Below are 26,513 nucleotides of genomic sequence, written 5' to 3'. Positions count from 1 at the left end.
GCACACTGCCGCCTGTTTATTCGATATTGCGCAGTCACTTAAGAGAACCCAACCTGATGAAATGGATTTACTCTGTTAGTCTCGCTGTCTCACTCGCTCTGCAACCCGCGCTGGCCGAAGAGCTGACTGGACCCCATCCCATGAACGCCCAGGCGCGCGACGCTTTTGTTAATCAGCTTCTGACCAAAATGACGCTGGACGAAAAAATTGGCCAGCTCAGGCTAATCAGCGTGGGGCCGGATAATCCGAAAGAGGCGATTCGCGACATGATCCAGAAAGGTCAGGTCGGCGCGATTTTCAATACCGTGACGCGCCAGGATATCCGCGCCATGCAGGATCAGGTGATGCAGCTTAGCCGCCTGAAAATTCCGCTCTTTTTTGCCTATGACGTGGTACACGGTCAGCGCACCATCTTTCCTATTCCGCTAGGGCTTGCCGCCAGCTGGGATCTGGATGCGGTAAGCGAAGTCGGGCGCGTCTCCGCGTATGAAGCCGCCGACGACGGCCTGAACATGACCTGGGCGCCGATGGTGGACGTCAGCCGCGAACCGCGCTGGGGCCGTATCTCCGAAGGCTTCGGCGAAGATACCTGGCTCTCCTCGCAGATGGGCAGCACCATGGTGAAGGCGATGCAGGGCAAAAGCCCCGCCGATCGCTATGCGGTGATGACCAGCGTCAAACACTTCGCCGCCTATGGCGGTATCGAAGGCGGCCGCGACTACAATACCGTCGACATGAGCTCGCAGCGCCTGTTCCAGGACTATCTGCCACCTTATAAAGCCTCGCTGGATGCCGGCAGCGGCGGCGTAATGGTGGCGCTCAACTCCCTTAACGGCGTGCCCGCCACGGCGGACAGCTGGCTGCTGAAAACGGTGCTGCGCGACGAATGGAAATTTAAAGGCATTACCATCAGCGACCACGGCGCGATTAAAGAGCTGCTCAAGCATGGCGTGGCGAGCGATCCCGAAGATGCGGTTCGCGTTGCCCTGAAGTCGGGCATCGACATGAGCATGAGCGACGAGTACTACAGCAAATATCTGCCGGGCCTGGTGAAGAGCGGGGCGGTCAGCATGGCGGAGATCGACGATGCGGCGCGCCATGTGCTCAATGTGAAATATGATATGGGACTGTTCAACGATCCCTACAGCCATCTCGGCGCTAAAGAGAGCGATCCGCAGGATACCAATGCGGAAAGCCGCCTGCACCGCGCCGACGCGCGCGACGTGGCGCGCAAAAGCATCGTTCTGCTGAAAAACCGTCTGGAGACGCTGCCGCTGAAGCGCGCCGGCACCATCGCGCTGATTGGCCCGCTGGCGGACAGCCAGCGCGACATTATGGGCAGCTGGTCGGCGGCGGGCGTGGCGAAACAGTCGATTAGCCTGCTGCAGGGCATGCGCAACGCGACCGCGGGCAAAGCGACGCTGCTCTATGCCAAAGGCGCCAACATCAGCGACAACAAAGGCGTGCAGAACTTCCTCAACCTCTACGAGCAGGCGGTCTCGGTTGACGCACGCACGCCGCAGGCGATGATTGATGAGGCGGTAGAGAAAGCGAAGCAGGCGGACGTGGTGGTCGCGGCGGTCGGCGAGGCGCAGGGCATGGCGCACGAAGCCTCCAGCCGCAGCGAGATCTCTATTCCGGCCAGCCAGCAGAAACTGCTGGCGGCGCTGAAGGCCACCGGCAAGCCGCTGGTAATCGTGCTGATGAACGGCCGACCGCTGACGCTGGTTAATGAAGATCGTATGGCGGATGCGCTGGTGGAGACCTGGTTTAGCGGTACGGAAGGGGGCAACGCTATCGCTGACGTCCTGTTCGGCGACTACAACCCGTCCGGCAAGCTGCCGATCACTTTCCCGCGCTCGGTAGGGCAGATCCCGCTGTACTACAACCATCTGCCGACCGGACGGCCTTACAACTTCGCCAAACCGAACAAATACACCTCGCATTACTATGATACGGTAAACGGCCCGCTCTATCCTTTTGGCTATGGGCTGAGCTATACCCGCTTCAGCGTCTCGCCGGTGAAAATGTCGGCACCAACGATGCCGCGCAACGGCACGATAGAGGCGAGCGTCACGGTGACCAACACCGGCGACCGCGACGGGGCGACGGTGGTGCAGATGTACCTGAACGATCCGGTCGCCTCTATCAGTCGTCCGGTACGCGAGCTGCGCGGCTTTAAGCGAATTATGCTGAAAGCGGGTGAATCGCAGATGGTGAGCTTTAAGATCGACGTGGATGCGCTGAAGTTCTGGAACCAGCAGATGCAGGAGGTGGCGGAACCCGGCAAGTTCCGGGTGATGATCGGGCTTGACTCTGTACGTACCCAGAACGCGCAGTTCGACTATCTGTAATCATGCGCGATACCCTTCTTCCGGCTTTGCCGCCGGAAGAAGGGAAAGCGCGCCTGAACTGGCCACACCCTTATGAACAGCATCCGTAACCGTATCCAGAACCAGGTTTTCCGCGTTAACGGCCTGGCGCTTAATGAGTTCGATATTTCACAGCCGCCCGGCGATCCTGGCCTGTTTGGCCCGGACAGCGTTATCTGGCGCGTACACGGCGACTTCCCCTCTATGCTGTGCGGCGGCATCAGCGCTTTGCTGCTGCAGATGCTGCATCCTTCCGCGCTGGCGGGCGTCTGGGATCACTCTAACTTTCGCCAGGATATGCTCGGCCGTCTGCGCCGCACCAGCCAGTTTATCGCCGTCACCACCTTCGGCAATCGCCATGACGCGAACCTGCTGATTGAGCGGGTCAAAAATATTCATCTGCGCGTCAGCGGCGTCGATAATTACGGACAGCCCTATGCCGCCAGCGATCCGCATCTGCTTACCTGGGTGCACGTCGCTGAAACCAGCGCCTTTCTCGCCGCTCATCTGCGCTTTAAAAATCCGCAGCTCAGCCTGGCGGAGCAGGATCGCTATTACCGGGAAGCGGCGCAGATCGCCGAAGCGCTGGGCGCAACAGCAGTGCCGAAAAGCGTTGAGGCGGTGACCAGCTATCTGCAACGCATGCGCGGCGAGCTGCGCTACGACGAGCGCACCGCAGAGGTAACCCGACTGCTGCGCGAGGCGCCCGCGCCGGGCTGGCAGGCAAAACCGGCAATGAAAGTCATGTTGCAATCGGGCATGGCGCTGCTGCCCGGCTGGGCGCAGCAGATGTCGGGCTATCGCTTTGGCCCGCTGTCGCGCGCGCTGCTCGACGCCGAAATGCGGCTGCTGGCGAAAACGCTGCGCTGGTCAATCACGCGCGGCGCATACCATCGCGCGATGCTGCGTATGGGACGGCAGCCTTAACGGCTTCTTAACGTTTCATTAGCGATAGTCTGGCTGTCGCAGCGGAGCCGCTTAACTGCCTTGCGCCAGTAAAGGTAATAAAAGGTTAAGTATTAAATTCATCATGCGGTCGGGTGTAGCCGCGCGGCCTGCTCATCAGACGCTGCCGCGCTGCCCGACGCTGCTGAAAGTAGTGCGCCAGCAGGCCGATCCCGGCACCGATCGCCCCCAGCGACGGCAGACTGAAGTAAATATCAACAGGCAGCAGCACCAGCGCCGCCAGGCCCGCCACAATCAGCGCCGTCGCCAGCGTCAGCCAGGTGTAGCGATAAAGAAGCCAGAGAAAAAGCGCGAGAACCGCTAACTCGCGCCAGGCGAAATCGGGAACGGGCTGCATCATGCGCCTCCGAAAAAAAGGGAAGCCTGACCATAACATGCGGCTGCGCCTCAGAAACGCGAATAGATTTTCACCGGGCAGGCGAGCAATGCTTAAGCATCGCTGAGCCTTTCCGCATTGACCTGCGTGGCTCGCTTTACTTTTGCTTACCCTTGCACAGTCGCGTTGCGCTGACTTTGAGAGTTTTACCCTTGTCTCACATGGCGGCAGTCCGGATCCTGCTCTAATCTCGGGGAAATGGATCCCTAAGCTTTGTCGAGGCGCTATGACTTACCAACCTCTGATTGCTGAGGTCCACAATCAGCAACATACTCTGACGGCGATTGTCGAGCAGGATGCGCGCACCGCTTACTTCTACATCTGGCCGACGGATCTGTTTCGCAGCCAGTACGCGGTGCGCGGCTGCTGGCTGCGCAATCTGCTGCCTGCGCCGGCGCAGGAGGATCGCGCTGCGATGGAGCAGGGCATCGCGCCGCTGCTCAGCGCCGAGTTTTGTCGCACCCTGGAGGCGGAGCCGCCGCTCGATCCCGCGGGCCTGCAGGTGTTATGGGAGCCGAGCGACGACGGCGCGGCGCTGTGGTATTACGGTCAGCTGCTGGCGGTTATTCCGGGCTGGAGTCTCTACCAGGAGAAGCAGGTCAGCTTCTCCTCCGGCTGTATCAAAAAGAACCGGCTTACCGCGCCGCTCGGTTCTGCTTCCACCAACGACTACTACGCGCGCGCGGAACATCAGCGCCAGTTCTGGCGCGACTGGCACGACGGCAACGAATGGGAGCGGGTGCAGCAGGCGCTGCTGCAGAGCTACCAGGCGCAGTTCGGCGAGTCGGTAAAATATTACGCGATCGATCAGGGCAGCTGGCCGCCGATGGCGATCTCCCAGCACTGGCACCGCGGCACATGGTATTTCCTCACGCTCGGCATGAGCATCCGTCCGATGCCGCAGGTCGATTACCTGTTCGACGAGCTGGCACCGCAATATCGCCGTATCGAGCTGGCGATGGCGGTGGATGGCGAGGTGATGACCGAGGGCAACGCGGTGCAGATGGCGAGCGCGCTGGCGGAGTTCGCTCATCTTCCCTGGGCGCGTCTGACCTGGCTGGGCGAGGGCCATACGCTGGCGTCGGAAGTGGCGCCGGTCGGCTTTGACAGCTTCCTGTTGACCAACGCGCTGGCGGATGAGGCCGCGCAGTTTACGCTCTCCAGGCGCGACGGCGATCGGCCTAACCTGTTGTGGGCGACGCCGATCACCGAAGCGGAGCGCCAGTTCGCGCAGGCAAATGAACTGGGCGGCCAGCAGCTAACGGAACTGCTGATGGCGGCGGGCAATAATCATATTTTCCGCCCGCGCCAGCAGGTGGTGGACAGCGAAATCTGACGACGACGCGCTGTTAGCGCAGCGCGCCGCACACCCGTTTCTCACTAAATCATCGGCTCTGTCAATGAGTTGTTAAAATTGTGATCTAGCGCGCCTCAAGTTACTCCTCCCCGCGCCGTTAACCCTGATCAGGCAATCGCGCCGTTTCTGCCAGGGGAAAGCAGATGCTAAAAACAACACAATCCCGCTTCACTGCGGTTCTTGTCCTTTTTTTTCTCGTTCTGATGCTTATTACGGTTGTGGTGATCAAACAGTTTATCGCGCCGCAGTTAACGGCTAACCAGAGCCAGCTGGTGCGCGATCAGGTCGACGCGCTGGCGACCGGCATCGTGGAACAGATGAACCGCGTGCAGGCGCAGCAGCGCGCGATTACCGAGGGCGCAGGCGTGATGGAGAGCGCCGCCATTGATCAGCTGCTGCCTGCGCTGGTAAACCAGTATCAGGACAGCAACGTCTTCGGCGGCGGGATCTGGCCGCTGCCTAATCGTCGCGATCCGGCAAAAGAGAAAGACAGCAGCTTCTTTGCGCGCAACGCCAGCAATCAGCTTCAGGTTAATACCTACTGGAACTCTGACGCCGCCGACAAATACTGGGAGCAGCCCTGGTACAAAGATGGCATGGCCGCGCCTAAAGGGCAGTGCGCCTGGGCGAAAGCCTACCAGGACGCCGCCAGCCCGCAGCCGCGCACCAACTGCGCCATGGCGATCTATCGTGACGGCATCGTCTGGGGCGTCGCCACCATTGACGTCACCCTCGGCTTTTTCAACCACCTGGCAAAAGAGATGGGTGACGCCATTCAGGGACGCGTGCTGATTGTTGAGGCTGACGGCAAAGTCGTGGGCAACGCCGCGCTGGTGGACGGTACGCCGAAGCTGGAGAACCTGAGCGATCTGCAACTGCCGATGGCGGCGCCGCTGAAAGGCCTGCTGAGCAGCGCCGGCACGCAGCCGACTGAAACCACCTTTGACGGCGAGGATGGCGAACATACGCTGTTCCTGCAGTCTATTGCGGGCAGCCCGTGGTATCTGGCCAGCGATGTGCCGACCAGCCTGCTGACCGCGCAGGCGCACAGTATGCTGACGCGTCTCGGCCTGGTGCAGATCCCGCTGGCGGTCATACTGCTGTTGGTGCTGCTGGGCTTTATCCGTTCGATGATGCAGCGCCTCAACGTACTGCATCGCAACATTGACGCGCTGGCGCAGGGCGGGGCCGATCTGACCCAGCGCTTGCCGACCAGCAACAGCCCGGAATTCAACGCCGTGGCGCAGAGCTTTAACAACTTTATCAGCTATCTGCAGGGGCTGATGCGCCAGGTCGGCGACAGCGCGCTGGCGATTACCGCCGCTTCGCGCGAGATCGCCAGCGGCAACGCCAACCTCTCGTCACGCACCGAAGACCAGGCCAGCTCTATCGTCGAGACTGCCGCCTCTATGGAGCAGCTGACCGGTACGGTGCGCCAGAACGCCGACAACGCGACTCATGCTAATCAGCTGGCGGGCAATGCGTCGCAGGTGGCGGCGCGTGGGACGGAAGTGGTGCGTCAGGTAGTGAGCACTATGGGCGAGATCCATCACTCCTCGCGCAAAGTCGTGGATATTATCAGCGTTATCGACAGCATCGCTTTCCAGACCAATATCCTGGCGCTGAACGCCGCGGTGGAAGCGGCGCGAGCAGGGGAGCAGGGTCGCGGCTTTGCGGTGGTCGCCTCGGAGGTACGCAATCTGGCGCAGCGTTCAGCCAACTCGGCGCGCGAAATTAAAAAGCTGATTGAGGAATCAGTGGCTAATATCGACGCGGGCAGCCAGCTGGTCGAGCAGGCGGGTGAAACCATGGACGAGCTGATGCAGGGCGTCAGCAGCGTAACGACGCTGATGAGCGAAATCATGTCCGCCAGCCGCGAGCAGAGTATGGGCATTGAACAGGTCAACGTGGCGATCACCCAGCTCGACGGCACCACGCAGCAGAACGCCGCGCTGGTGGAGCAGGTTTCCGCCGCTGCCCAGGCGATGGAGGAGCAGAGCGTCCAGCTGGAGCAGGTGGTGCAAAGCTTCCGTCTGTAACCTCTACTCAGGGCTCGCGCAGGCGGGCCCTCTTTTTTTGCGGGGAACCGCACGAATTCACGCGGCATGAAACAGCAAGGATGTGCCAGAATAACCAGGAGTTATCTTAAGGAATCCTCATGTCTGCTATCGAAGTTATTCTCGTCGATCATCTCGATCGTCCCACCGGTAAAATGGAAAAGCTGGAAGTGCATGAGAAGGGGTTACTGCATCGCGCGGTGACGGTCTACGTATTTAATTCTTCCGGCGAGTTGCTGTTACAGCGCCGCGCCAGCGGCAAATACCACTGCGGCGGACTGTGGAGCAATACCACCTGCGGCCATCCCTGTCCGGCGGAGCCGACCCAGCAGGCGGCAGAACGCCGCTTATTCGAAGAGATGGGGCTGGAGCTGTCGCTGACCCCGGTGTTTGAGCTGAGCTACAATCTGCCGCTCAGCAACGGCCTGATCGAGCATGAGTATGGGCATGTCTACTTCGCCGTCAGCGATGACAAACCCACGCCCAATCCGCAGGAGGCGGACGACTGGTGCTATCGCTCCGTCAGCGAGATCCAGCGCGCAATGCTGGAAGAGCCGCAGCAGTTCACGCCCTGGTTTCTCTACACCTTTCCCCGTATTCCCGCCTACCTGAATGCAATGAGTATGCCAGCCTGAATAGCGGCTCAGACCTTTTCCAGGCTGTCCTGAGCCGGTAAGCAGAAAAGGAACCGAATCCCGCCGCGGAAAAGAGGCGGGACGCGCTTTTTAACGCTCAGCAAAATCCTCCGCGTCCACATCATAACCCGACGGCTCCCAGCGGATCGCCAGCAGCGCGAGCAGACCGGCCAGCGGCGCAAGGAAAATCACCCAGAAGACGCCGGTACCGAGCGCGGCGACCAGCACCGGAAACAGAAACAGCGAGAGGGTAGAGCTGCCGCGCATCAGCGTCTGATTAAAACCAACGCCGACGCCGCGCAGCGAAGTGGGATAGCTGAGCGAGGCGAAGGTCATGGTATGCGAGCCGGGGCCGAAACCCTGGCCAAACAGGAACAGCGCCAGCATCGCAATAGCGATGCCCGCTTCCAGACCACCTTCGGGACGACCAGTCAGCGCCAGCCCCAGCAGCGCCACGCACTGGCAGGCGTAACCCGCCACCGACATCCTCCATGCGCCAAGACGCGGCACCAGCCGCACCGCCAGCACGCCGCCGACAAAAGCGAACAGCAGATTGAGCGCCAGCGACACCAGAATGGTGGTGAGCATCGACTGGGCGAAAAAGCTGGTGATAATTACCGGCAGGCCAAACGCCACCGCGTTATAGGCGAAGGAAGAGGCGACCGAGGTAATGGTCGCCAGCAGCGTGCGGCGCAGATAAACGCCCCGCAGCAGCGCGCCGTAGTTGCGCCAGCTGGCGCGGCGCGCAGGCTGGGTCGGCGTTGCCGCCGCATCCTCGGCCACCTGCGCATTGATGTTCCAGCCGCTGCGCAGAATCGCGGCCGCGCCTTTCAGGTCGCCCTGATTCGCCGCCCAGACCGGCGACTCGCTCATATAGCGGCTGCGGATAGCGATAATGATCAGCGCAGGCACCGCGCCGAACCCGAGGATTAAGCGCCACAGCCAGCCGGTGTGGCTCTCCGGCAGTACCCCATAGAGCAGCAGCACCAGCAGATAAGAGATACTGATCGCCGCATACCAGGTGGGGCACCACATCGCCACGCTGGCGGCCTTATTGCCCTGGCCGCGCAGGCGGGAAAACTCGGCGAGGAACGCCATCGCCACCGGCAGATCGATACCAACGCCCAGCCCCATCACGAAGCGCGCGCCGCCCAGCACGTACTCATTGGGCGCAAAGGCGCAGGCGAGCGCCGCCACCACGAAAAAGAACATATCCGCCATAAATACGCGATAGCGGCCGATTTTATCGGTGAGATAGCCGCCGATTAACGCGCCGACAATGGCGCCAAAGGTAATGGCGGAGGCAACCATGCCGGTGCCGGTCGGGGTCAGGCTAAACTCGCGCGCCACATCCTTAATGCCAAACGCCAGCGCGCCGAGATCGTAAGCGTCGAGAAATACGCCGCCCAGCGCGATCGCCACCACGATGCGCGCATTATTGCGCGCGCCGTCGCCGCTGTTGATCAGGCGAGAAACGTCCGCCGCGCTGCGGATCCACTGCGTTTCACCGTCGGGCCGGTTCCCTGTTAACGCCACATGGGCGGAAGATGAAGTGAGATCGGTCATGATGTTGTCTGTGATTATTGTGAGTGAACGGACAGCTTACCGTCCAGACGTCTGGACGTAAATTACTTTGCGTTATAACCGAACCGATAACGATATGAAAAAGTTGAGGCGTAACCGTTCACGCTTCAGGCAATGTGTTACGCGATGCATGACGAAACGACTATCCTCTATAAGCACCTCACATATAACCGAATTAAAGGAACACCTTATGGCAAGGTCTGGTTTTCTGGCATTGACGGCAGCGGCGCTGCTGCTGGCGACAGGCGCGGCGCAGGCCGCCGACCCCGTACGCGTAGGTTCGAAAATCGATACCGAAGGTTCGCTGCTGGGCAATGTGATTTTGCAGGTGCTGGAGAAACACGGCGTCAAGACGGTAAACAAAATCCAGCTCGGCACCACGCAGGTGGTACGCGGCGCGATTACCGCGGGCGAACTGGATATCTACCCTGAATATACCGGCAACGGCGCCTTCTTTTTCAATGACGAAAAAGACCCGATCTGGAAAAACGCACGCCAGGGCTACGAGAAGGTGAAAAAGCTCGACGCTGAAAAAAATCAGCTGGTGTGGCTGACCCCTGCGCCGGCGAATAATACCTGGACCATCGCGGTGCGCCAGGATGTCGCGCAGCAGAACAAGCTCACTTCTCTTGGGGATCTCAGCCGCTACCTGAAAAAAGGCGGCACGTTCAAACTAGCGGCCTCGGCGGAATTTATCGAGCGCGGCGACGCCCTGCCGGCCTTTGAAAAAGCCTATGACTTTAAGCTGACGCAGAGCCAGCTGCTCTCGCTGGCGGGCGGCGATACGGCCGTGACCATCAAGGCAGCGGCGCAACAGACCTCCGGCGTCAACGCGGCGATGGCTTACGGCACCGATGGCCCGGTCGCGGCGCTGGGCCTGCAAACCCTGAGCGATCCCAAAGGCGTACAGCCTATCTATGCGCCAACGCCGGTAATCCGCGCCTCTGTGCTGAAAGCCTATCCCGATATCGATAGCTGGCTGAAACCGGTCTTCAGCAAGCTGGATGAGAAAACGCTGCAGCAGCTTAACGCGAAGATCGCGGTAGAGGGCCAGGATGCCAGCAGCGTGGCGAAAGCGTGGCTGCAGCAGCAGAAGCTGCTGTAAGCCATGGCGCTATCGCGGGAAGCGATGCTGCCAGCGCGCCGCCAGCCGGTGGCGCTGCTGCTGCTGTTGTTGTTAAGCCTGGCGCTCTACTGGCTGCCGTTTCTCAGCTACGCGCCGAACCGGCTGGTCTCCGGCCAGCCGCTGATGCTGGGCCAGGTGAGCGACGCCGGATGGCTGGCGCTGCCGCTGGCGGCGCTCTGGCTGCTGCTGTGGGCGCGTCCGACGCAGGCGCCGCTTGCGCTGATGCTGCTCGCCTGCGACGCGCTGCTGACCGGCATGGTCTGGCTGAGCGGACATGAAGCGGCGCGACTGGCGGCGCAGGGCAGCGCCCTGGCGAGAACCAGCTTCGGCAGCGGCTTGTGGCTGGCGTGCGGCGTCACGCTGCTGCTGGGCGCGGAACTGGCGCGCAATCTGACGCGCAATAACCTCTGGCGGCTGCTGCTCAATCTGCAGATCTGGCTGCTGCCGTTGCTGATGCTGTTCAGCGGCGAGCTAAACGCGCTGTCGCTGCTGAAGGAGTACGCCAACCGGCAGGCGGTGTTTGACGCGGCGCTGGCGCGGCACCTGACGCTGCTCTGCGGCACGCTGCTGCCCGCGCTGCTGATCGGTCTGCCGCTCGGCGTCCTGCTCTACCGGCGTCCGGGTTGGCAGAGCGGCGTCTTTAGCGTGCTGAACGTTATCCAGACCGTACCGTCTGTGGCGCTCTTCGGCCTGCTGATCGCGCCGCTGGCCGGGCTGGCGAAATCCTTTCCCTGGCTTAAGGGGTGGGGCATCAGCGGCATCGGCATGGCCCCGGCGCTGATCGCGCTCACGCTCTATGCGTTGCTGCCGCTGGTGCGCAGCGTAGTGGCCGGACTGCAGCAGGTGCCGCGCGACGTGCGCGAAAGCGCGCGCGGCATGGGCATGGGTCAGCTTCAGCGCTTTTTTGCCGTCGACGTGCCGCTGGCGCTGCCGGTGTGGCTCGCCGGACTGCGCGTGGTGGTGGTGCAGACGCTGGGCATGGCGGTCATCGCCGCGCTGATCGGCGCAGGCGGCTTCGGCGCCATTATTTTTCAGGGATTGCTCAGCAGCGCGCTCGATCTGGTGCTGCTCGGCGTGATCCCGGTGATTGCGCTGGCGGTGGCGATCGATGCGCTGTTCCGCCTGCTGATTTCCCTGCTGGAGAGAACCCATGATTCACTTTAACGGCGTCAGTAAGTACTTTGGCGACAAAGCGGCGGTCAAAGACCTGACGCTACAGATTGGTGAGGGTGAGTTCAGCGTGCTGCTCGGCACATCCGGTTCCGGCAAATCAACCACGCTGAAAATGATCAACCGGCTGGTGGAGTATGACGAGGGTGAAATACGCTTCGCTGGCGAGTCGATTCGCCAGCTTGACGCGCGCGATTTACGTCGGCGCATGGGCTACGCCATTCAGTCGATCGGCCTGTTTCCTCACTGGACGGTAGAAAAGAATATTGCCACCGTACCTGCGCTGCTCGGCTGGCCCAAGGCCCGCATTCGCGCGCGGGTTGAGGAGCTGCTGACGCTGCTCAGCCTGGATGGGCATCTGGCGCGCCGTCTGCCGCATCAGCTTTCAGGCGGACAGCAGCAGCGCGTCGGCGTCGCGCGTGCGCTGGCGGCCGATCCCGAAGTCTTGCTGATGGATGAGCCCTTCGGCGCGCTCGATCCGGTTACGCGCGGCGCGCTGCAGCAGGAGATGTTGCGCATTCACCGCCTGTCGGGCCGCACTATCGTGCTGGTAACGCACGATATCGACGAGGCGCTGACGCTGGCGGATAACATTGTGTTGATGGATAACGGCGAGATCGTTCAACAGGGCAAGCCCGCCGCGCTGCTGACGCAGCCGAAAAACGACTTTGTGCAGGACTTCTTCGGCAGAAGCGAACTGGGCGTGCGGCTGCTGTCGCTGGGGCAGGTGGGCAACGCGGCGCGGCGCGGCGAGTGGCTGGAGGGCGAGCCGCTGAGCGCCGCCCAGTCACTGCGCGAAGCGCTGTCGCAGTTTATCGCCCGGCGCGCCGATAAGCTGCCGGTGGTGGATGAGCGCCAGCAGCCGCTGGGTGTGCTCTACTTCAGCGATCTGCTGACCCTGCGTGAGGGTTCATGATGCGCTGGCTGAAGGATCCACTGCTGTGGCTGATTATGCTGTTTATCGCTCTGCTGGTCGGCTTGCCCTACAGCGGGCCGCTTTTTGCCTGGTGGTTTCCTGAGCAGGCGCGCCCGCTCTATCAGCAGGAGAGTTTTTTACAGCTGGCGCTGGCGCATCTCTTTCTGGTGATTACCGCCAGCGTGCTGGCGTTGTTGATCGGCGCAGGCGGTGGCGTGCTGGTCACGCGCCGCGCGGGACGCCGCTTTCGTCCGCTGGTGGAAACCATCGTGGCGGCCGGACAAACCGTTCCGCCGGTGGCGGTGCTGGCGATTGCGGTGCCGGTCATGGGGTTCGGCGCCTGGCCAGCGGTCGTGGCGCTGCTGCTCTATGGTCTGTTGCCGATTTTACAGGGGACGCTGGCCGGGCTGGATAGCGTGCCCGCCAGCAGCAGGGAGCTCGCCGACGGGGTCGGCATGAGCGCATGGCAGCGTTTGTGGCAGGTAGAGCTGGCGCTGGCTGCGCCGGTGATTCTGGCTGGCGTACGCACCTCAGTGATCGTCAATATCGGCACTGCGGCTATCGCCTCGACGGTGGGCGCGGAAAGCCTCGGCTCGCCGGTGATTATCGGCCTGAGCGGCTTCAACACCGCCTATGTTATTCAGGGGGCGCTGCTGGTAGCGCTGCTGGCCATTGTCAGCGATCGCCTGTTTGAGCGCCTGCAGCGCCGACTTAGCGTGAGTGGAGAATAAGGGTGTAGCCGACCAGCATCAGCCCGCCGGTGCCGCCGACGGCCATAATGAAAAACAGCGTTGCGAAGAAGATTTTTTGCCAGTTCATGCGGAAACCTGATTGAAGCCTGAAAGCCGGGGATAATAACGCGGGCAGGGCGAGGCGAAAAGGGCCCTGCGTGCGTTTTACTGAAAGCGCGTTTCGTGCGCGCGAATGGAAAAGCCCTGTTCCTGCCAGTGCGTCAGCTGCTCCTGCTGGCGACGAGTCAGTTTTTTTCCGGTCCAGACAAAAATGGTCTGACCGGGAAAAAGCTCAGGACGCGGCAGATCCAGCGGCTCCGCCAGCACGTCCAGCCGCCAGCCCTCCTGGGCAAGGCGCCAGGCTTCCAGCCAGATACGGGTGCGATCTTCCACCGCCCAGCCGAGGATCAGCGCGTCTTTACCCGCTTTCTTGCGGCTGGCGGCAAGACAGAAGGCGACGTAGTCGATCAGCGCGCCATCCAGCAGGCTGCTCATCACGCGCGCGGTATTCTGATCCAGCCCAAGTTTCTGCCGCACCGGCATAATGACGTGATCGATAAGCGCGTCTACCGGGTTTTCCCGTCCAAGCGCCGCGATTTTAGCGCGCAGCTTTGCAGGCTTGACGTGACGCAACACGCTCATCAGCTCTTCCTGCAGGTTGACCCAGCCGTCATGCACATTCAGGCTTTCGCCTTCGAGCAGCGCTTTGACTTTGCCCACCGGTACGCCGCTTTCGATCCAGCGTTTAATTTCTTCAATGCGCTGAACATCCTCGTCATCAAACTGACGATGTCCACCCTCCGAGCGCTGTGGCTTCAGTAAGCCATAACGCCGTTGCCACGCGCGCAGCGTGACTGGATTTATTCCACAGCGTTCGGCAACGTCACCGATACTGTAAAAGGCCATAACTTCCCCAAACTTCCTGACCGCAATCAGATAACCTTAACCAACCCGATCAACTTGTACAAATGTTTTTTATATGTACAAGTTGACGGTAAAGCCAGTTTCACGCTAGATCTCATGTGTGAGAAATTATTCTCAGATATGAGAGGTTACTCGTGTTAACTGAAGATACCGAACAGCGCCTCGCGGCCCGCCTTGCAGAACTCCGCGTTCAACGCGGCTGGTCACTGGATGAACTCGCCACGGCGACCGGCATCAGCCGCGCATCATTGTCGCGTATTGAGCGCGGCGAAACCAGCCCCACGGCTGCGTTATTAAACCGTTTATGCGTAGCTTATGGTCTTACCATGTCGCGCCTGCTAAGTGAAGTGGAAGAGGGCGTTGATCTGTTGCTGACGCCGGAGCAGCAGCCGCTATGGCGCGACGATGAAAGTGGCTTTGTGCGCCGCAACGTCTCGCCGCCAGCGTCCCATTTTCGCGCAGAGCTGGTTGAAGGCCAGCTGCGTCCCGGCGCGCGCATCGACTATGACGCCCCGCCCGTTCAGGGGCTGGAGCAGCACATCTGGCTGCAGCAAGGCGGGCTGACCATCACCATGGACGGGCAGAGCTGGACGCTGCAGACGGGCGATTGCCTGCGCTTTCATCTGACTGGCCGCTCCGCGTTTGAAGCGCACCTCACCGACGGCGCGCGCTATGTGCTGGTGGTATGCAAACCATGACAACATATGAATGGATTGACGCCGCTCAGGCGCGGCAGCGGTTACTCTCCCTCAGCGATGTGCTGCTGGCGTGCGTGGCGGACGGTGCCAGTATCGGCTTCACCGATCCGCAGGACAGCGCGGTGGTTGAGCGTTTCTGGCAAGGCCGCGCAGAAAGCCTCGCTCCCGGCGAGAATGAACTTCTTATCGCCTGCCAGTATGGCAAGGTCGTCGGTACCGTGATGATTAACGCGGCAGGCATGCCTAACGGCCGCCACCGCGCGGAGATCAGCAAGCTGCTGGTGCATCCGCATGCCCGACGTCAGGGCATTGCGCGCCAGCTGATGCAGCAGGCCGAACAGCGGGCGCAGGCGCTGGGTAAAACCTTGCTGGTGCTTGATACCCGCAGCGGCGACGTCGCCAGCCACCTCTATCTTTCGCTGGGCTGGCAGATAGCCGGATCGATTCCCTGCTACGCCGAGTCAGTCACCGGCGAGCGGGAGGCGACAACGGTGATGTTTAAGCAGCTGGCTTAACTGGACGCTCAGGGAAGATCGTAGCTGACTGGCGTAACAGCTTTCCGATCAATCTCCCTGCCCAGGGCGCGTACCGCGCTACGCATCGGGCAGAGCGTTCCGACCGGCGTCACGCGACAGTCCGCCTGTCGCCACTCTTCGCGCAGCAGCGGATGCGTCGCATCGATCGGCTGCAGGCGACGCAGATCGTTCAGACTTTGCGCCTGAAAGTAGACGCGTAAAAAACGCTCACCGCTGAGCTTATCGCGCCAGCGCTCAAGAACCAGACTGCTGCCGGGCGGGATATTGCCGCGTGTGTAGCCGGGTAGCGTCCAGCTAAAGTTCATCAGGGTACGCACCATAGCGATATTGGTATCGTGAGCGACCAGCAGCAGCCAGCGCGCGTCCGGCGTGGCGGCGCGGTCTTCAGCAGCCTCCAGCATCGCGTTGAGCAGGATAGAGGCGCGCTTCTGCGCGGTGTAGAGCACGTCGTTGCTGAGGTCGTAGTTCGCCGTCAGCAGCGGCAGGATGGCGCTGATCTGCTCTGCGCGGGTGATATTGCCCCAGGCGATCTGGCTGAACGGCAGGTTTTCGCTCCAGCCCAGGCGAAGCGTCTCCGCCATATTCGCCAGCACGCTCAGACCGGCAATATAGGTTTTGCCGCTCTTGCTCTGGCGGATCTGCCAGGGCTGATCGAATAGCGCGCACTGCGCGTCAGAGAGGCATACCGCCTGCTTTAACGCCTGGATGGCAGGCTTCAGCTTCTGCCGTAGCAGCGGGAGATCGCCCGCTTTCGCCGCTACTGCCGCCTGCCGCCGCGCAGGATCGGGAGTGGTCGCGGCAAAGGCGTCGGTCTGGAACAGCGGGTCGTTTTCGCCCATGACATGATGTACGGCGACGCCGCAGCCGGGAAAGGCACCGTCAACCAGCGCTTCCGCAGTGGCGCGGGTGCGCTGCAGCGGGCTGGCCCGTACATAGATATCCTGCGGCTGCGGGCAGCCATTCGTCAGCAGGCCGAGCTGGCGATAGCGTTTGCCTTCCCAGCGTCCTTTATTGAGCACCGCCGCATAACCGTGGCCGGTCAGTTCGCCGTCGCGCGTGCTCCAGACCGCCCATGGCCGCTGCGTGGCGGCTTCGATATCATGGCGATTGCCCGGCGTCGGCGGGCGAACGCCGTGGCGGCTCAGCTCCACGACCTTTTCCAGCTGATAGTCCGGTTGCGCAGCGGCCTGCGCCGCGTTGAAACAGAGGGCGCAGGCGATAAGCAGGCGCGCCGCGACCTGATGTCTGGCTGTCATCATATGTTTTTCCTTAAAAGGGAGAGGCTAAGATGAAAAGGAGGTGCGCTGTTCGATAGCGTGACGTCGCGCAACAATAGCGGCCGTGACGAAACATAACAGCGCTGAAACCAGGCCCGCGGCGACCCAGAACAGGGATAGCGTATGAAAATCATAGATGATTTTATTATTCTCCCGCAGCGAGGTCTGGTCGATAATCATGCCGGTGAGAAACTCGCCCAGCCCGGCACCCGCATAGCTGGCGATGCCGATAGTGCCCAGCGCGGCGCCGGCAGCTTTTTTCGATGAAATATCGACAGCAATCAATCCGCCAAGAAAGCAGGTCAGCGCGCCGATAGTCGCGCCGAAGATAACCATCGACAGAATATCGGTGTAATAGTTATGCGGCGACCAAAGCATGAGCGCGAAGCCGAGCGTGTTGAGCAAACTGATAAAACCGGCCATCACGCTGCGATTGCGCGGAAAAAAACGATCCGACAGCATGCCAGCCATAATCGTGCCGATGATACCCGCGATGGCATTGACGCCGATAATGCCAGAGGCTTCAACGGTGGTATAGGCCTTGCCCTGCTGGAGAAAGAAAATTCCCCAAGAATTAACGGCATAGCGATCGATATACATAAAAGCGGAGGCGAGCGCCAGCGTCCAGAGCGCAGGGTTACGCAGAGCGAAAAGCTGGTTTTTAAATACCGACCCCTTGTTATCTTCGCTTTCATGCGGCTCGTCACTCAGCGTCTGAATCGACGGAAAACCGCAGCTTTGCGGCGAATCGCGCATAAACAGCAGCATGATAACAATGCCTGCCGCGCCAAGCGCCGCGGTGGAGAGATAGCCCATATGCCAGCCGTAACCGGCGATTACCGCAGCGATGACCATATAGGTCAGGGCTTCGCCAATATTGTGCGCGGTAGACCAGATGGCGTAAAAAGTGCCGCGCTCTTTATTACCGTACCAGCGCGCCAGCGAGACAGCGCAAGGCCCGACGCCCATAGACTGTGCCCAGCCGTTTATGCCCCAGAAGATCGCCAGCAGCATGGCGTTAGTGGTCATACCCATCATCAAATTCATCGCCGCGCTAATCAGCAGGCCCAGACTCATAAAGCGAACGACGTTGGCATGGTCGGCAAGGAAACCATTAACCAGCTTACCGATGGCGTAGCTAAAAAAGAGTGCGGAACCGATCATACCCAGTTCAGAAGGGGAGAGGCCCAGTTCCACCAGGGCGCTTTTCGCCACGGTAAATGAGAGCCGACACACGTAGAAGGTGACATAGGCAGCCGTCATCGCCAGAAAAGTTTGCCAGCGAACGAAGCGAAAACGTTCTGCGTTCAGGGGCGCGGCGTGCTTCGCCGGGGCCGCCCGGAAAAAACCGATCAATCCGTACATTATCCTGTCTCCGTAGGGTAGAGGCGTGTCTGATAAATCTGTCATCCCTGAAAGCGAATCCCGGTATAGCGTGCGTATATCATTTACGGAAAGATGTGTCGCAGGTTAGTCGAGGTTTTGCTTAACCCATTGTTTTAATTGTGGGTAAAGCGTTTTGCTCGCCAGCAGAACAGGGTTCCCGCGCTTAATGCCGTCCTCTGCGAGATAGGGATTAGTCACGCCGCCCGCCTCACGCATTAGCACGATGCCGGGCAAGCCATCCCAGGGATTCATATGAGGCTCGTAGTAGCCAATGAGACGGCCCGCTGCCGCCCATGCGCTCATCAGCGCGCCTGAGCCGTTGCGGACAAACATGCCGCCCTGTTGCAGCAGAGCGTCGAGAAAAGGCAGAAACTCGGCGGTCGTAACCCGGTGCGACGTACCCACCCCCATCACGCCATCTGCGACTGTTTCGGCCGGATGAGGCGTTATGGGACGATCGTTTAACCAGGCGCCGCTTCCTTTGCAGGCGTGAAACAGCTCGCCGTGATTAGGATCGTAAACGACGCCTATCACCGGCTCGCCGTCGATTATGACCGCCAGCGAGAGGCACCAGGTGTGCAGGCCGTTGAGAAAGCTGCTGGTGCCATCGATGGGATCCACCACCCAGAGCACCCGCGCCTCATCTTGAGCGAATCCGCTTTCCTCACCTAAAAAACCATCTTCAGGAAAGCTCTGCGCAATACGTGATTTCACCAGCGCTTCTACTTCGCGATCGGCCAGGCTGACGACATCCTGCGCATCCTCGCCCTTATGATCGACAGTCAGTTCTTCGCGTTTCTGGTAGTACTCGAAAGCGAGTCTGCCGCCTGTTTCCGCCAGCTCGCAGGCAAAGCGGTAACGGTTTAGCCGTTCACTGTTGTCAGAATGATGCATCAACACTCCTTTTTGCACACGTGTGCATTTGAAGAGAAAAAATTAACCCCGCAGGGCTGGCATGAGTGTGAAGGGGCGTAATCGATTAGTCTGTGACCGACGCCGCATAAAATGAATCTTCCATTATGCGCTGCGTCGAACGATTAATTTCACGGGGACGGCGCGCTGGCGCGGCGGCAGATCGAACTGAGCGATGCGCGTGAGCAGCAGATCCACGGCATGCTGGGCAAGAAGCGCAGTATTCTGCTGAACGGTTGTTAGCTGATACGGATCCCATGCCGCCTGAGGAATATCATCGAAGCCGGTAACGGCGGGACGTGAAGCGTGAGCCTTTAGTCCGTCGATAGCCCCCAGCGCCAGCATATCGGTAGCGCAGACCAGAACCTCCAGGTCGGGCTGCTTTTCACACAGTTCACAAGCAGCAGCGCGTCCGGCCTCATAGCCGCCGCCAGGGAAAAATTGCGTAGCGACAAGGCGCTCGCCCAGTAATTTTTTCAGCGCCTGATAGCGTTGGCTGGTACTAAAATGGTGAGCATCTTCGCCAATAAAACCTATCTTTCGCCAGCCGCGATTTATGCAGTGCTGCGCAATCAAGTGTGCGCCCTGGCTGTTATCGCTGGCGACGCGGTCGCAGCCCGCTAACTCGGCATGTCGATTAATCAGCGTAACAGGGATTTTGCGCGCCAGATACTCTTCCGCCAGCGAGAGCGGCGGCGCGCCTGAGGTGATAATGACGCCAGCGACGTGATAGCTCAGCAGCTGTTTCAGCGAGGGCGCCAGCTGTTGCGGATCGTCCGCATTCATCAGCAGTGGAATAAGGCCATGCAGCGCCAGCTGGTGCACGAGCGGCGCGAGGAGTTTACTGCGAAAAGGGTTATCGAAGCCTGCAGTTACGATGCCGATAAAATTGCTGCTGCCGGTATTCATGGCGCGGGCGATGATATTGACCTGATAGCCCAGCTCTTCTGCGGCGGCAAGCACCTTCTGACGCGTTTTCTCCGCCACCGATGCGCCGGGCGTGAAGGTCCGCGACACCGCAGAACGTGAGACGCCTGCCAGGCGGGCAACATCTTCCGCTTTTACCCAGTTTTTACTCTTTTCGCTCATGCCGCACCTGCGTCCGAAAGAATGGGCCTTAGCTTATGCATCTGCCGCCGCGGAATCCAGCGCTTCAGCAGAAAGGCGTTATACGGAGACGTCAAAGCGGCGCGAAAAAATGCGCCCTGTAGCTGACGCTGGCGGATTACTGTGTAAAAATACAGGCCGTTTTCACCCCGCGGTAACTGATTATGGCCCTGACAGCAGCAATAAAAAGCCAGATAGCGCAGTGGTATAAGGCGCTACAGCAGCAGGTGCCGGACTTTATTCCTCGCGCGCCGCAGCGCCAGATGATCGCCGAAGTCGCGAAATGCCTGGCGGGCGACGATGCGCGCCACCTGGCGATTGAAGCGCCGACCGGCGTCGGCAAAACGCTCTCCTACCTGATCCCCGGCATTGCGGCGAGTCGCGCCGAAGAGAAAAGGCTGATCGTCAGCACCGCCAACGTGGCGCTGCAGGATCAAATATTTACCAAAGATCTGCCGCTGCTGAAGAAGATCATACCCGATCTCACCTTTACCGCTGCGTTCGGACGTGGGCGCTACGTCTGTCCACGCAACCTGGCGGCGCTGGCGGCCAGCGACGATCGCCAGGGCGATCTGCTGCTCTATCTCGACGACGAGGCGGTCAGCAGCACGCAGGAGGAGCAGACGCAGTGCGCCCGCCTGGAGAAATCGCTCGGCAGCTACGCCTGGGATGGGCTGCGCGATCACAGCGAAGAGAACATCAGCGACAGCCTGTGGCAGCGCCTCTCTACCGACAAAGCGAGCTGCCTCGGCGCGCACTGTCGCTGGTACCGTGAATGTCCGTTCTTCATTGCCCGCCGCGAAATCGAACAGGTGGATGTGGTGGTGGCTAATCATGCGCTGGTCATGGCAGCAATGGAAAACGAGTCGGTGCTGCCGCCGCCGAAGCATCTGATGCTGGTGCTGGACGAAGGGCACCATCTGCCCGAAGTGGCGCGCGACGCGCTGGAGATGAGCGCGGATATCACGCCGGGCTGGAGCAGCCTGCAGCTTGACCTCTTTGTGCGTCTGGTAGAGGGCATTATGACGCAGATGCGCCCGAAATCGCCGCCGCCGCTCAGCAACCCGGAACGCCTTAAAGCGCACTGCGACGAACTGCGCGAGCTGCTGACTACCCTGAGCCAGGCGCTCAATCCGCTGCTGCCCGCTGATAATCAGCCGGGCGAGTTTCGCTTTGTGCTGGGCGAGCTGCCCGAAGAGCTGCTGGCGCTCTGCGCGCGCCTCTTTAAGCTGAGCGACGCGCTGCGCGGGCTGGCGGAAGGGCTGATCAACGCCCTCAGCGAGCAGACCGGCAGCGTCGATCTGATGCGTCTGCACCGTAATTTGCTGCAGCTTAACCGCCAGTTCGGCTGGTTTGAGTCGGTCAGCAAACTGTGGCGGCTGGCGGCGATGCCGAAAGCGTCGGGCGCGCCGGTTTCCAAGTGGATTACGCGCGAGCTGCGCGAGGGGCAGGCGCATCTGCTGTTTCACTGCGCCGGCATTCGCGTCAGCGATCAGCTGGAGAAACTGTTATGGCGCAAAATCCCCCATGTCGTGGTGACCTCCGCCACGCTGCGCTCGCTTAACAGCTTTAGTCGCCTGCAGGAGATGTCGGGCCTGAACGAAAAAGCAGGCGATCGTTTCGTGGCGCTCGACTCGCCGTTCAACCACGTCGAACAGGGCAAGCTGGTGATCCCGCAGATGCGCTATGAGCCACTGCTGGCTAACGAAGCGGAGCATATCGCCGAGATGGCGGCCTTTTTCCGTCAGCAGATGAAAAAGGCGCAGCATAAAGGCGTGCTGGTGCTGTTCGCCAGCGGCCGCGCGATGCAGCAGTTTGTCGCTCAGCTGCCGGAGCTGCGTCTGACCATGCTGGTGCAGGGCGACCAGCCGCGCTCGCGCATGGTCGAGCTGCATCGTAAACGGGTGGCGAAGGGCGAAACCAGCATTTTAGTTGGCCTGCAGTCGTTCGCCGAAGGGCTGGATCTGAAGGGCGAACTGCTGAGTCAGGTGCATATTCATAAAATCGCTTTTCCGCCGGTGGACAGTCCGGTAATTTTGACCGAGGGTGAATGGCTCAAGAGCCTCAACCGTTACCCTTTTGAAGTGCAGAGCCTGCCGAGCGCCTCCTTTACGCTGATACAGCAGGTAGGGCGTCTGATCCGCAGCCACCAGTGCTACGGCGAAATCGTGATATACGATCGCCGCCTGTTGAGTAAAGCCTACGGCAGCCGCCTGCTGGCCGCGCTGCCGGTGTTTCCAATCGAACAGCCGGAAGCGCCCGCTCCGCTGAAGGTGAAAAGCGCGCCGACTCAGGCCGGGAGCAAGCGGCGTCCCGCCCGGCGACCGGCGGCGAAGCGTTAACAAATCAATATGTTTCGGCCGCCGACATTAGCGGCCCCTGACCGGAAGCGATGAATGGAACTGAACAAAGTGATTAAAGAGATCGGGCGCGGCAAAAACCACGCGCGCGATCTTGATCTTGCCACCGCGCAGGCGCTTTATACGGCGATTCTGGCGGGCGAAGTGCCGGACCTGGAGCTGGGCGGCATTCTGATCGCGCTGCGCATCAAAGGCGAAGGCGAAGAGGAGATGCGCGGTTTCTATCAGGCGATGCAGGCGCGCATGATGTCGCTGCAGGCGCCCGCGCATCGTCCGCAGCCTATTGTTATCCCGAGCTACAACGGCGCGCGTCGTCAGGGCAACCTGACGCCGCTGCTGGCGCTGCTGCTTAACCGTCTGGGCTTTCCGGTGCTGGTACACGGGGTCAGCGACGATCCGACGCGCGTCACCAGCGAGGCGGTGTTCGCCGCGCTCGGTATCGCGGCGCTGACGACGCAAGCGCAGACGCAGGCGGCGCTGGATAAGGGCGAACTCGCCTTTATCACCATCGACCATCTCTGCCCGCCGATGGCGCAGCAGCTTTCGCTGCGCTGGCGCATGGGAGTCCGCAGCAGCGCACATACGCTGGTAAAGCTGGCGACGCCGTTCGGCGAACGCGAAGCGCTGCGCCTCTCCAGCGTATCGCATCCGGAATATGTGCCGCGCGTCGGTAAGTTCTTTAGCGAGATCGATGCGCCCGCGATTCTCCTGAACGGCACCGAAGGGGAAGTCTACGCAAACCCGCAGCGCTGTCCGGCGATCAGCTTTATTCCCGGCGCGGGGCGCGAAGCGGAAGTGTGGGTCGAGCGTCAGCCGGAGGCGTCGCTTGAGCTGCCGGCTGAAAAATCGGCTGAGGTGACCGCGCGCTGGACGGAAACGGTGCTTAACGGCGAGCGCCCGGTGCCGCAGGCGCTGCGTTTGCAAATCGCCTGCTGCCTGCGCGCCAGCGGAGAGTGCGAGTCGCTGGAAGCGGGCCTGGCGCGCCTGAGCGACGCGGGGTGGTAATTACGGCAGCGCCTCCTCGACCAGACGTTGCCAGAACGCCACGCCCAGCGGGATCAGCGCGTCATTAAAATCATATTCGGCATTGTGCAGCGGCGCGGAAGGGATAGCGCCATCCGCGCCCAGCCAGAAGTAAGCGCCGGGACAGACATCGAGCATGCAGGCGAAATCTTCCGACGCCATTGAGGGGTTCACCTGCCAGCAGACCTGCTCCTCGCCCAGCATCCGCTGCGCCGTCGCGCGCACCTGTTCAGCCGGTCCGACGTGATTGGCGGTGACCGGGTAGCCAGGGAACCAGTGGATCTCGCCGCTGACGCCGAACGGGCGCGGCAGCGTCGCGACAAACTCTTCAATCAGACCGCGTACTTTATTGCGTACGTCGGTCTGCAAACATCGCACCGTACCGCGCAGCACCAGCGTTTCCGGAATAACATTAATCGCTTCGCCGCCGTGGATCTGCGTGACGCTGACCACCGCCGAGGCGAGCGGCGAAAGGCGACGCGACGGTATGGTCTGCAGCGCCAGGATCAGTTCAGCGGCCACGACCATAGGATCGGCGCCGCTCTCCGGCATCGCCGCATGGCAGCTTCTGCCGTTAAGGGTAATTTCAAACGAGTCGAGCGAGGCCATCATGGCGCTGGGATTGACCGCCAGCGACCCGACCGGCATTCCCGGCCAGTTATGCAGCGCATAGATGGCATCCATAGGGAAACGTTGAAACAGGCCATCTTCGACCATTTTGCGCGCGCCGCCCAGATTCTCTTCGGCGGGCTGAAAGATAAAGTGCACCGTACCGCGGAAGCGACGCGTGGCCGCCAGCTGCAGCGCCGCCGCCAGCAGGATCGCGGTATGCCCGTCATGACCGCAGGCGTGCATCACGCCCTGACGCCTTGAGCGCCACTGCGACGCGCCTTTCTCGGTGATGGGCAGAGCGTCCATATCGGCGCGTAGCCCGATAACCGGGCCTTCGCCATTGCGCAGCGTACCGACAACGCCTGTGCCTGCCAGACCGCGATGCACCTGTAGCCCCGCCAGCTCCAGCTCCTGAGCGACCAGATCGCTGGTTTTATGCTCCTGATAACCGAGTTCCGGTTCAAGGTGAATCTGATGACGCCAGTGTTGGGCTTTGTCGAGCAGGGCAGGGGATAAGGTCATGCGGAATCGCGCTCCTGGTAATGATGAATCTCCACTGTAGTGGCAAGCTGCAGGCGCGTCTATCTTGTGCGCCAGGAATTTGGCTATAGGTCAGAACCAAAGAGCATAAGGGGCGGAAGCCCCTTGCTATACAGGCAGACAGAGCAGGCGGGGTCAGCGCCCGCCGCCCTGACGGCTTTTACTTCATCATCGGCAATTTCAGTCCATGCTCAGCCGCGCAGGCCTGCGCACGCTCATACCCTGCATCCGCGTGACGCATTACGCCCGTCGCGGGATCGTTCCACAGCACGCGGCCCAGACGCTGATCGGCCTGCTCGCTGCCGTCGCAGACAATCACCACGCCCGCATGCTGCGAAAAGCCCATGCCGACGCCGCCGCCGTGGTGCAGACTTACCCAGGTCGCGCCGCCAGCGGTATTCAGCAGGGCGTTAAGCAGCGGCCAGTCAGATACCGCATCGGAGCCATCTTTCATCGACTCGGTTTCGCGGTTTGGCGAGGCAACAGAGCCGCAGTCGAGATGATCGCGGCCAATCACCACCGGCGCCTTCAGCTCGCCGTTGCGCACCATTTCGTTGAACGCCAGCCCGGCGAGATGGCGCTCGCCCAGCCCCAGCCAGCAGATACGCGCCGGCAGGCCCTGAAAGGCGATGCGCTCCTGCGCCATATCGAGCCAGCGATGCAGACTTTTATGATGCGGAAACAGCTCTTTGAGTTTGGCGTCAGTTTTATAGATATCTTCCGGATCGCCCGACAGCGCCACCCAGCGGAACGGCCCTTTGCCTTCGCAGAACAGCGGACGAATATAGGCCGGCACGAAACCCGGGAAGTCAAAGGCGTTCTCTACGCCCTCATCAAGCGCCACCTGACGAATATTGTTGCCGTAGTCCACCGTCGGGATGCCCATATGGCAGAAGTCGAGCATCGCCTGCACGTGTACCGCCATAGAGGCGCGCGCCGCTTTTTCCACCGCCTTCGGCGCACTGGCGCGTTCGGACTGCCAGCGCGCCACGTCCCAGCCGATGGGCAGATAGCCGTTCACCGGATCGTGCGCTGAGGTCTGATCGGTCACGATATCGGGCCTGAGTCCGCCTGCGCGGGCGCGTTTTACCATCTCCGGCAGGATTTCGGCGGCGTTGCCCAGCAGGCCGACGGAGATCGCCCGCTTCGCCTGGGTTGCCTCTTCAATCAGCTTCAGCGCCTCATCCAGCGTGTAGGCTTTATGATCGACGTAGCGGGTGCGCAGACGAAAATCGATGCGCGACTCCTGACACTCGATAGCCAGCACGCAGGCACCCGCCAGCACGCCCGCCAGCGGCTGCGCGCCGCCCATGCCGCCCAGACCGGCAGTCAGGATCCAGCGTCCGGCGAGATCGCCGTTATAGTGCTGACGACCCGCTTCGACGAAGGTTTCGTAGGTGCCCTGTACGATGCCCTGCGCGCCGATATAGATCCAGGAGCCCGCGGTCATCTGGCCATACATCATCAGCCCGGCTTTATCCAGCTCGTGAAAATGATCCCAGTTGGCCCAGTGCGGCACCAGGTTGGAGTTCGCCAGCAGCACGCGCGGCGCGTCGGCGTGGGTACGGAAAACGCCGACGGGCTTGCCCGACTGGATCAGCAGCGTTTCGTCGGGTTTCAGCAGTTCGAGGGAGCGCAGGATCTGTTCAAAGCATTCCCAGTTGCGCGCCGCCTTGCCGATGCCGCCATAGACCACCAGATCTTCAGGCCGCTCGGCCACATCGGGATCGAGGTTATTCTGGATCATGCGCCAGGCGGCTTCGATCAGCCAGTTGGCGCAGTGCAGCGTGGTGCCGTGTGGCGCACGCACTTCGCGCGCCACGGCCCGGGAGAGAGTTTCGCTCATAG

General features: G+C 61.1%; 22 protein-coding genes. 13 read left to right on the top strand and 9 right to left on the bottom strand.

Going from position 1 to position 26,513, the window contains the following annotated elements; translation table 11 throughout:
- Nucleotides 1-56: 56 nt before the first annotated feature.
- The gene (bglX, locus tag MHZ89_RS03910) at nucleotides 57-2,354 is read left to right on the top strand and encodes a beta-glucosidase BglX (RefSeq protein ID WP_311781932.1); all 2,298 of its coding nucleotides are present in this window, start codon (nucleotides 57-59) and stop codon (nucleotides 2,352-2,354) included.
- A gap of 72 nt (nucleotides 2,355-2,426) precedes the next feature.
- Nucleotides 2,427-3,299: an oxygenase MpaB family protein gene (locus MHZ89_RS03905; RefSeq protein ID WP_311781931.1), complete on the top strand. Its 873-nt coding sequence runs from the start codon at nucleotides 2,427-2,429 to the stop codon at nucleotides 3,297-3,299.
- Between the two features lie 85 nt (nucleotides 3,300-3,384).
- Here MHZ89_RS03905 and MHZ89_RS03900 read toward each other — a convergent pair whose 3' ends face one another.
- Nucleotides 3,385-3,678 (bottom strand): hypothetical protein, encoded by a 294-nt coding sequence (locus MHZ89_RS03900; protein ID WP_311781930.1) that lies wholly within the window; start codon nucleotides 3,676-3,678, stop codon nucleotides 3,385-3,387.
- A gap of 262 nt (nucleotides 3,679-3,940) precedes the next feature.
- Here MHZ89_RS03900 and MHZ89_RS03895 point away from each other — a divergent pair, with 262 nt between their 5' ends.
- The 3 genes from MHZ89_RS03895 (at nucleotide 3,941) to idi (ending at nucleotide 7,763) form a co-directional block, all read left to right on the top strand.
- Nucleotides 3,941-5,050 (top strand): suppressor of fused domain protein, encoded by a 1,110-nt coding sequence (locus MHZ89_RS03895; RefSeq protein ID WP_269949257.1) that lies wholly within the window; start codon nucleotides 3,941-3,943, stop codon nucleotides 5,048-5,050.
- Between the two features lie 164 nt (nucleotides 5,051-5,214).
- A complete protein-coding gene (locus MHZ89_RS03890; RefSeq protein ID WP_311781929.1) occupies nucleotides 5,215-7,110 on the top strand; it encodes a methyl-accepting chemotaxis protein in 1,896 nt (631 codons plus the stop codon).
- 119 nt (nucleotides 7,111-7,229) lie between these two features.
- Nucleotides 7,230-7,763 carry an isopentenyl-diphosphate Delta-isomerase gene (gene idi / locus MHZ89_RS03885; protein ID WP_120451616.1) on the top strand — a complete coding sequence of 178 codons (534 nt, stop codon included), beginning with the start codon at nucleotides 7,230-7,232 and terminating at the stop codon, nucleotides 7,761-7,763.
- 90 nt (nucleotides 7,764-7,853) lie between these two features.
- On the opposite strand, the gene MHZ89_RS03880 is transcribed toward idi, so the two are convergent.
- A complete protein-coding gene (locus tag MHZ89_RS03880; protein WP_311781928.1) occupies nucleotides 7,854-9,329 on the bottom strand; it encodes an MFS transporter in 1,476 nt (491 codons plus the stop codon).
- A 208-nt stretch (nucleotides 9,330-9,537) separates the two neighbouring features.
- On the opposite strand from MHZ89_RS03880, the gene MHZ89_RS03875 reads away from it, so the two are divergent.
- The 4 genes from MHZ89_RS03875 to MHZ89_RS03860 are packed head-to-tail and all read left to right on the top strand — an operon-like array spanning nucleotide 9,538 to nucleotide 13,290.
- Nucleotides 9,538-10,452, top strand: coding sequence for an ABC transporter substrate-binding protein (locus MHZ89_RS03875; protein WP_311781927.1), 915 nt, complete (start codon nucleotides 9,538-9,540; stop codon nucleotides 10,450-10,452).
- A gap of 3 nt (nucleotides 10,453-10,455) precedes the next feature.
- Entirely contained in the window at nucleotides 10,456-11,637 is a 1,182-nt protein-coding gene (locus MHZ89_RS03870; RefSeq protein WP_311781926.1) for an ABC transporter permease, read from the top strand.
- Nucleotides 11,624-12,559: an ABC transporter ATP-binding protein gene (locus MHZ89_RS03865; RefSeq protein WP_311781925.1), complete on the top strand. Its 936-nt coding sequence runs from the start codon at nucleotides 11,624-11,626 to the stop codon at nucleotides 12,557-12,559. The genes MHZ89_RS03870 and MHZ89_RS03865 overlap by 14 nt, the downstream gene beginning before the upstream one ends.
- Nucleotides 12,559-13,290 (top strand): ABC transporter permease, encoded by a 732-nt coding sequence (locus tag MHZ89_RS03860; RefSeq protein ID WP_311782254.1) that lies wholly within the window; start codon nucleotides 12,559-12,561, stop codon nucleotides 13,288-13,290. Before MHZ89_RS03865 ends, MHZ89_RS03860 begins: the two co-directional genes overlap by 1 nt.
- 165 nt (nucleotides 13,291-13,455) lie before the next feature.
- Here the strand turns inward: MHZ89_RS03860 and MHZ89_RS03855 are convergent, their stop codons facing one another.
- On the bottom strand, nucleotides 13,456-14,196 hold the full coding sequence (locus MHZ89_RS03855; RefSeq protein ID WP_311781924.1) for a MerR family transcriptional regulator: 741 nt from the start codon (nucleotides 14,194-14,196) through the stop codon (nucleotides 13,456-13,458).
- A gap of 152 nt (nucleotides 14,197-14,348) precedes the next feature.
- On the opposite strand from MHZ89_RS03855, the gene MHZ89_RS03850 reads away from it, so the two are divergent.
- Nucleotides 14,349-14,912: an XRE family transcriptional regulator gene (locus MHZ89_RS03850; protein ID WP_311781923.1), complete on the top strand. Its 564-nt coding sequence runs from the start codon at nucleotides 14,349-14,351 to the stop codon at nucleotides 14,910-14,912.
- A complete protein-coding gene (locus tag MHZ89_RS03845) occupies nucleotides 14,909-15,427 on the top strand; it encodes a GNAT family N-acetyltransferase (protein ID WP_311781922.1) in 519 nt (172 codons plus the stop codon). The genes MHZ89_RS03850 and MHZ89_RS03845 overlap by 4 nt, the downstream gene beginning before the upstream one ends.
- Before the next feature lie 8 nt (nucleotides 15,428-15,435).
- Here MHZ89_RS03845 and MHZ89_RS03840 read toward each other — a convergent pair whose 3' ends face one another.
- The 4 genes from MHZ89_RS03840 to MHZ89_RS03825 all read right to left on the bottom strand — a co-directional run bounded on the left by MHZ89_RS03840 (nucleotide 15,436) and on the right by MHZ89_RS03825 (nucleotide 20,112).
- Complete coding sequence (locus tag MHZ89_RS03840; RefSeq protein WP_311781921.1) at nucleotides 15,436-16,707, bottom strand: histidine-type phosphatase; 1,272 nt, start codon at nucleotides 16,705-16,707, stop codon at nucleotides 15,436-15,438.
- 24 nt (nucleotides 16,708-16,731) lie between these two features.
- Complete coding sequence (locus MHZ89_RS03835) at nucleotides 16,732-18,090, bottom strand: MFS transporter (RefSeq protein ID WP_311781920.1); 1,359 nt, start codon at nucleotides 18,088-18,090, stop codon at nucleotides 16,732-16,734.
- A 105-nt stretch (nucleotides 18,091-18,195) separates the two neighbouring features.
- Nucleotides 18,196-19,005, bottom strand: coding sequence for an inositol monophosphatase (locus tag MHZ89_RS03830; RefSeq protein ID WP_311781919.1), 810 nt, complete (start codon nucleotides 19,003-19,005; stop codon nucleotides 18,196-18,198).
- A gap of 123 nt (nucleotides 19,006-19,128) precedes the next feature.
- Nucleotides 19,129-20,112 (bottom strand): LacI family DNA-binding transcriptional regulator, encoded by a 984-nt coding sequence (locus MHZ89_RS03825; RefSeq protein WP_311781918.1) that lies wholly within the window; start codon nucleotides 20,110-20,112, stop codon nucleotides 19,129-19,131.
- Nucleotides 20,113-20,294: 182 nt separating this feature from the next.
- On the opposite strand from MHZ89_RS03825, the gene dinG reads away from it, so the two are divergent.
- Both dinG and ybiB read left to right on the top strand, forming a co-directional pair.
- Entirely contained in the window at nucleotides 20,295-22,472 is a 2,178-nt protein-coding gene (dinG, locus tag MHZ89_RS03820) for an ATP-dependent DNA helicase DinG (RefSeq protein ID WP_311781917.1), read from the top strand.
- 54 nt (nucleotides 22,473-22,526) lie between these two features.
- Nucleotides 22,527-23,495 (top strand): DNA-binding protein YbiB, encoded by a 969-nt coding sequence (gene ybiB / locus MHZ89_RS03815; RefSeq protein ID WP_311781916.1) that lies wholly within the window; start codon nucleotides 22,527-22,529, stop codon nucleotides 23,493-23,495.
- Here the strand turns inward: ybiB and MHZ89_RS03810 are convergent, their stop codons facing one another.
- Together MHZ89_RS03810 and hutU are read right to left on the bottom strand one after the other, a co-directional pair.
- The gene (locus MHZ89_RS03810) at nucleotides 23,496-24,647 is read right to left on the bottom strand and encodes a M20 aminoacylase family protein (RefSeq protein WP_311781915.1); all 1,152 of its coding nucleotides are present in this window, start codon (nucleotides 24,645-24,647) and stop codon (nucleotides 23,496-23,498) included.
- A gap of 178 nt (nucleotides 24,648-24,825) precedes the next feature.
- Nucleotides 24,826-26,511 (bottom strand): urocanate hydratase, encoded by a 1,686-nt coding sequence (gene hutU / locus MHZ89_RS03805; RefSeq protein WP_269949248.1) that lies wholly within the window; start codon nucleotides 26,509-26,511, stop codon nucleotides 24,826-24,828.
- Nucleotides 26,512-26,513 lie beyond the last annotated feature (2 nt).

It is taken from the genome of Pantoea sp. ACRSB (genome assembly GCF_022346905.1).
GTDB classification, from domain to species: Bacteria; Pseudomonadota; Gammaproteobacteria; order Enterobacterales; family Enterobacteriaceae; genus Pantoea; species Pantoea piersonii.
Note: the sequence above shows the minus strand (reverse complement) of the source record. Positions and strands in the feature narration are given on the sequence as shown.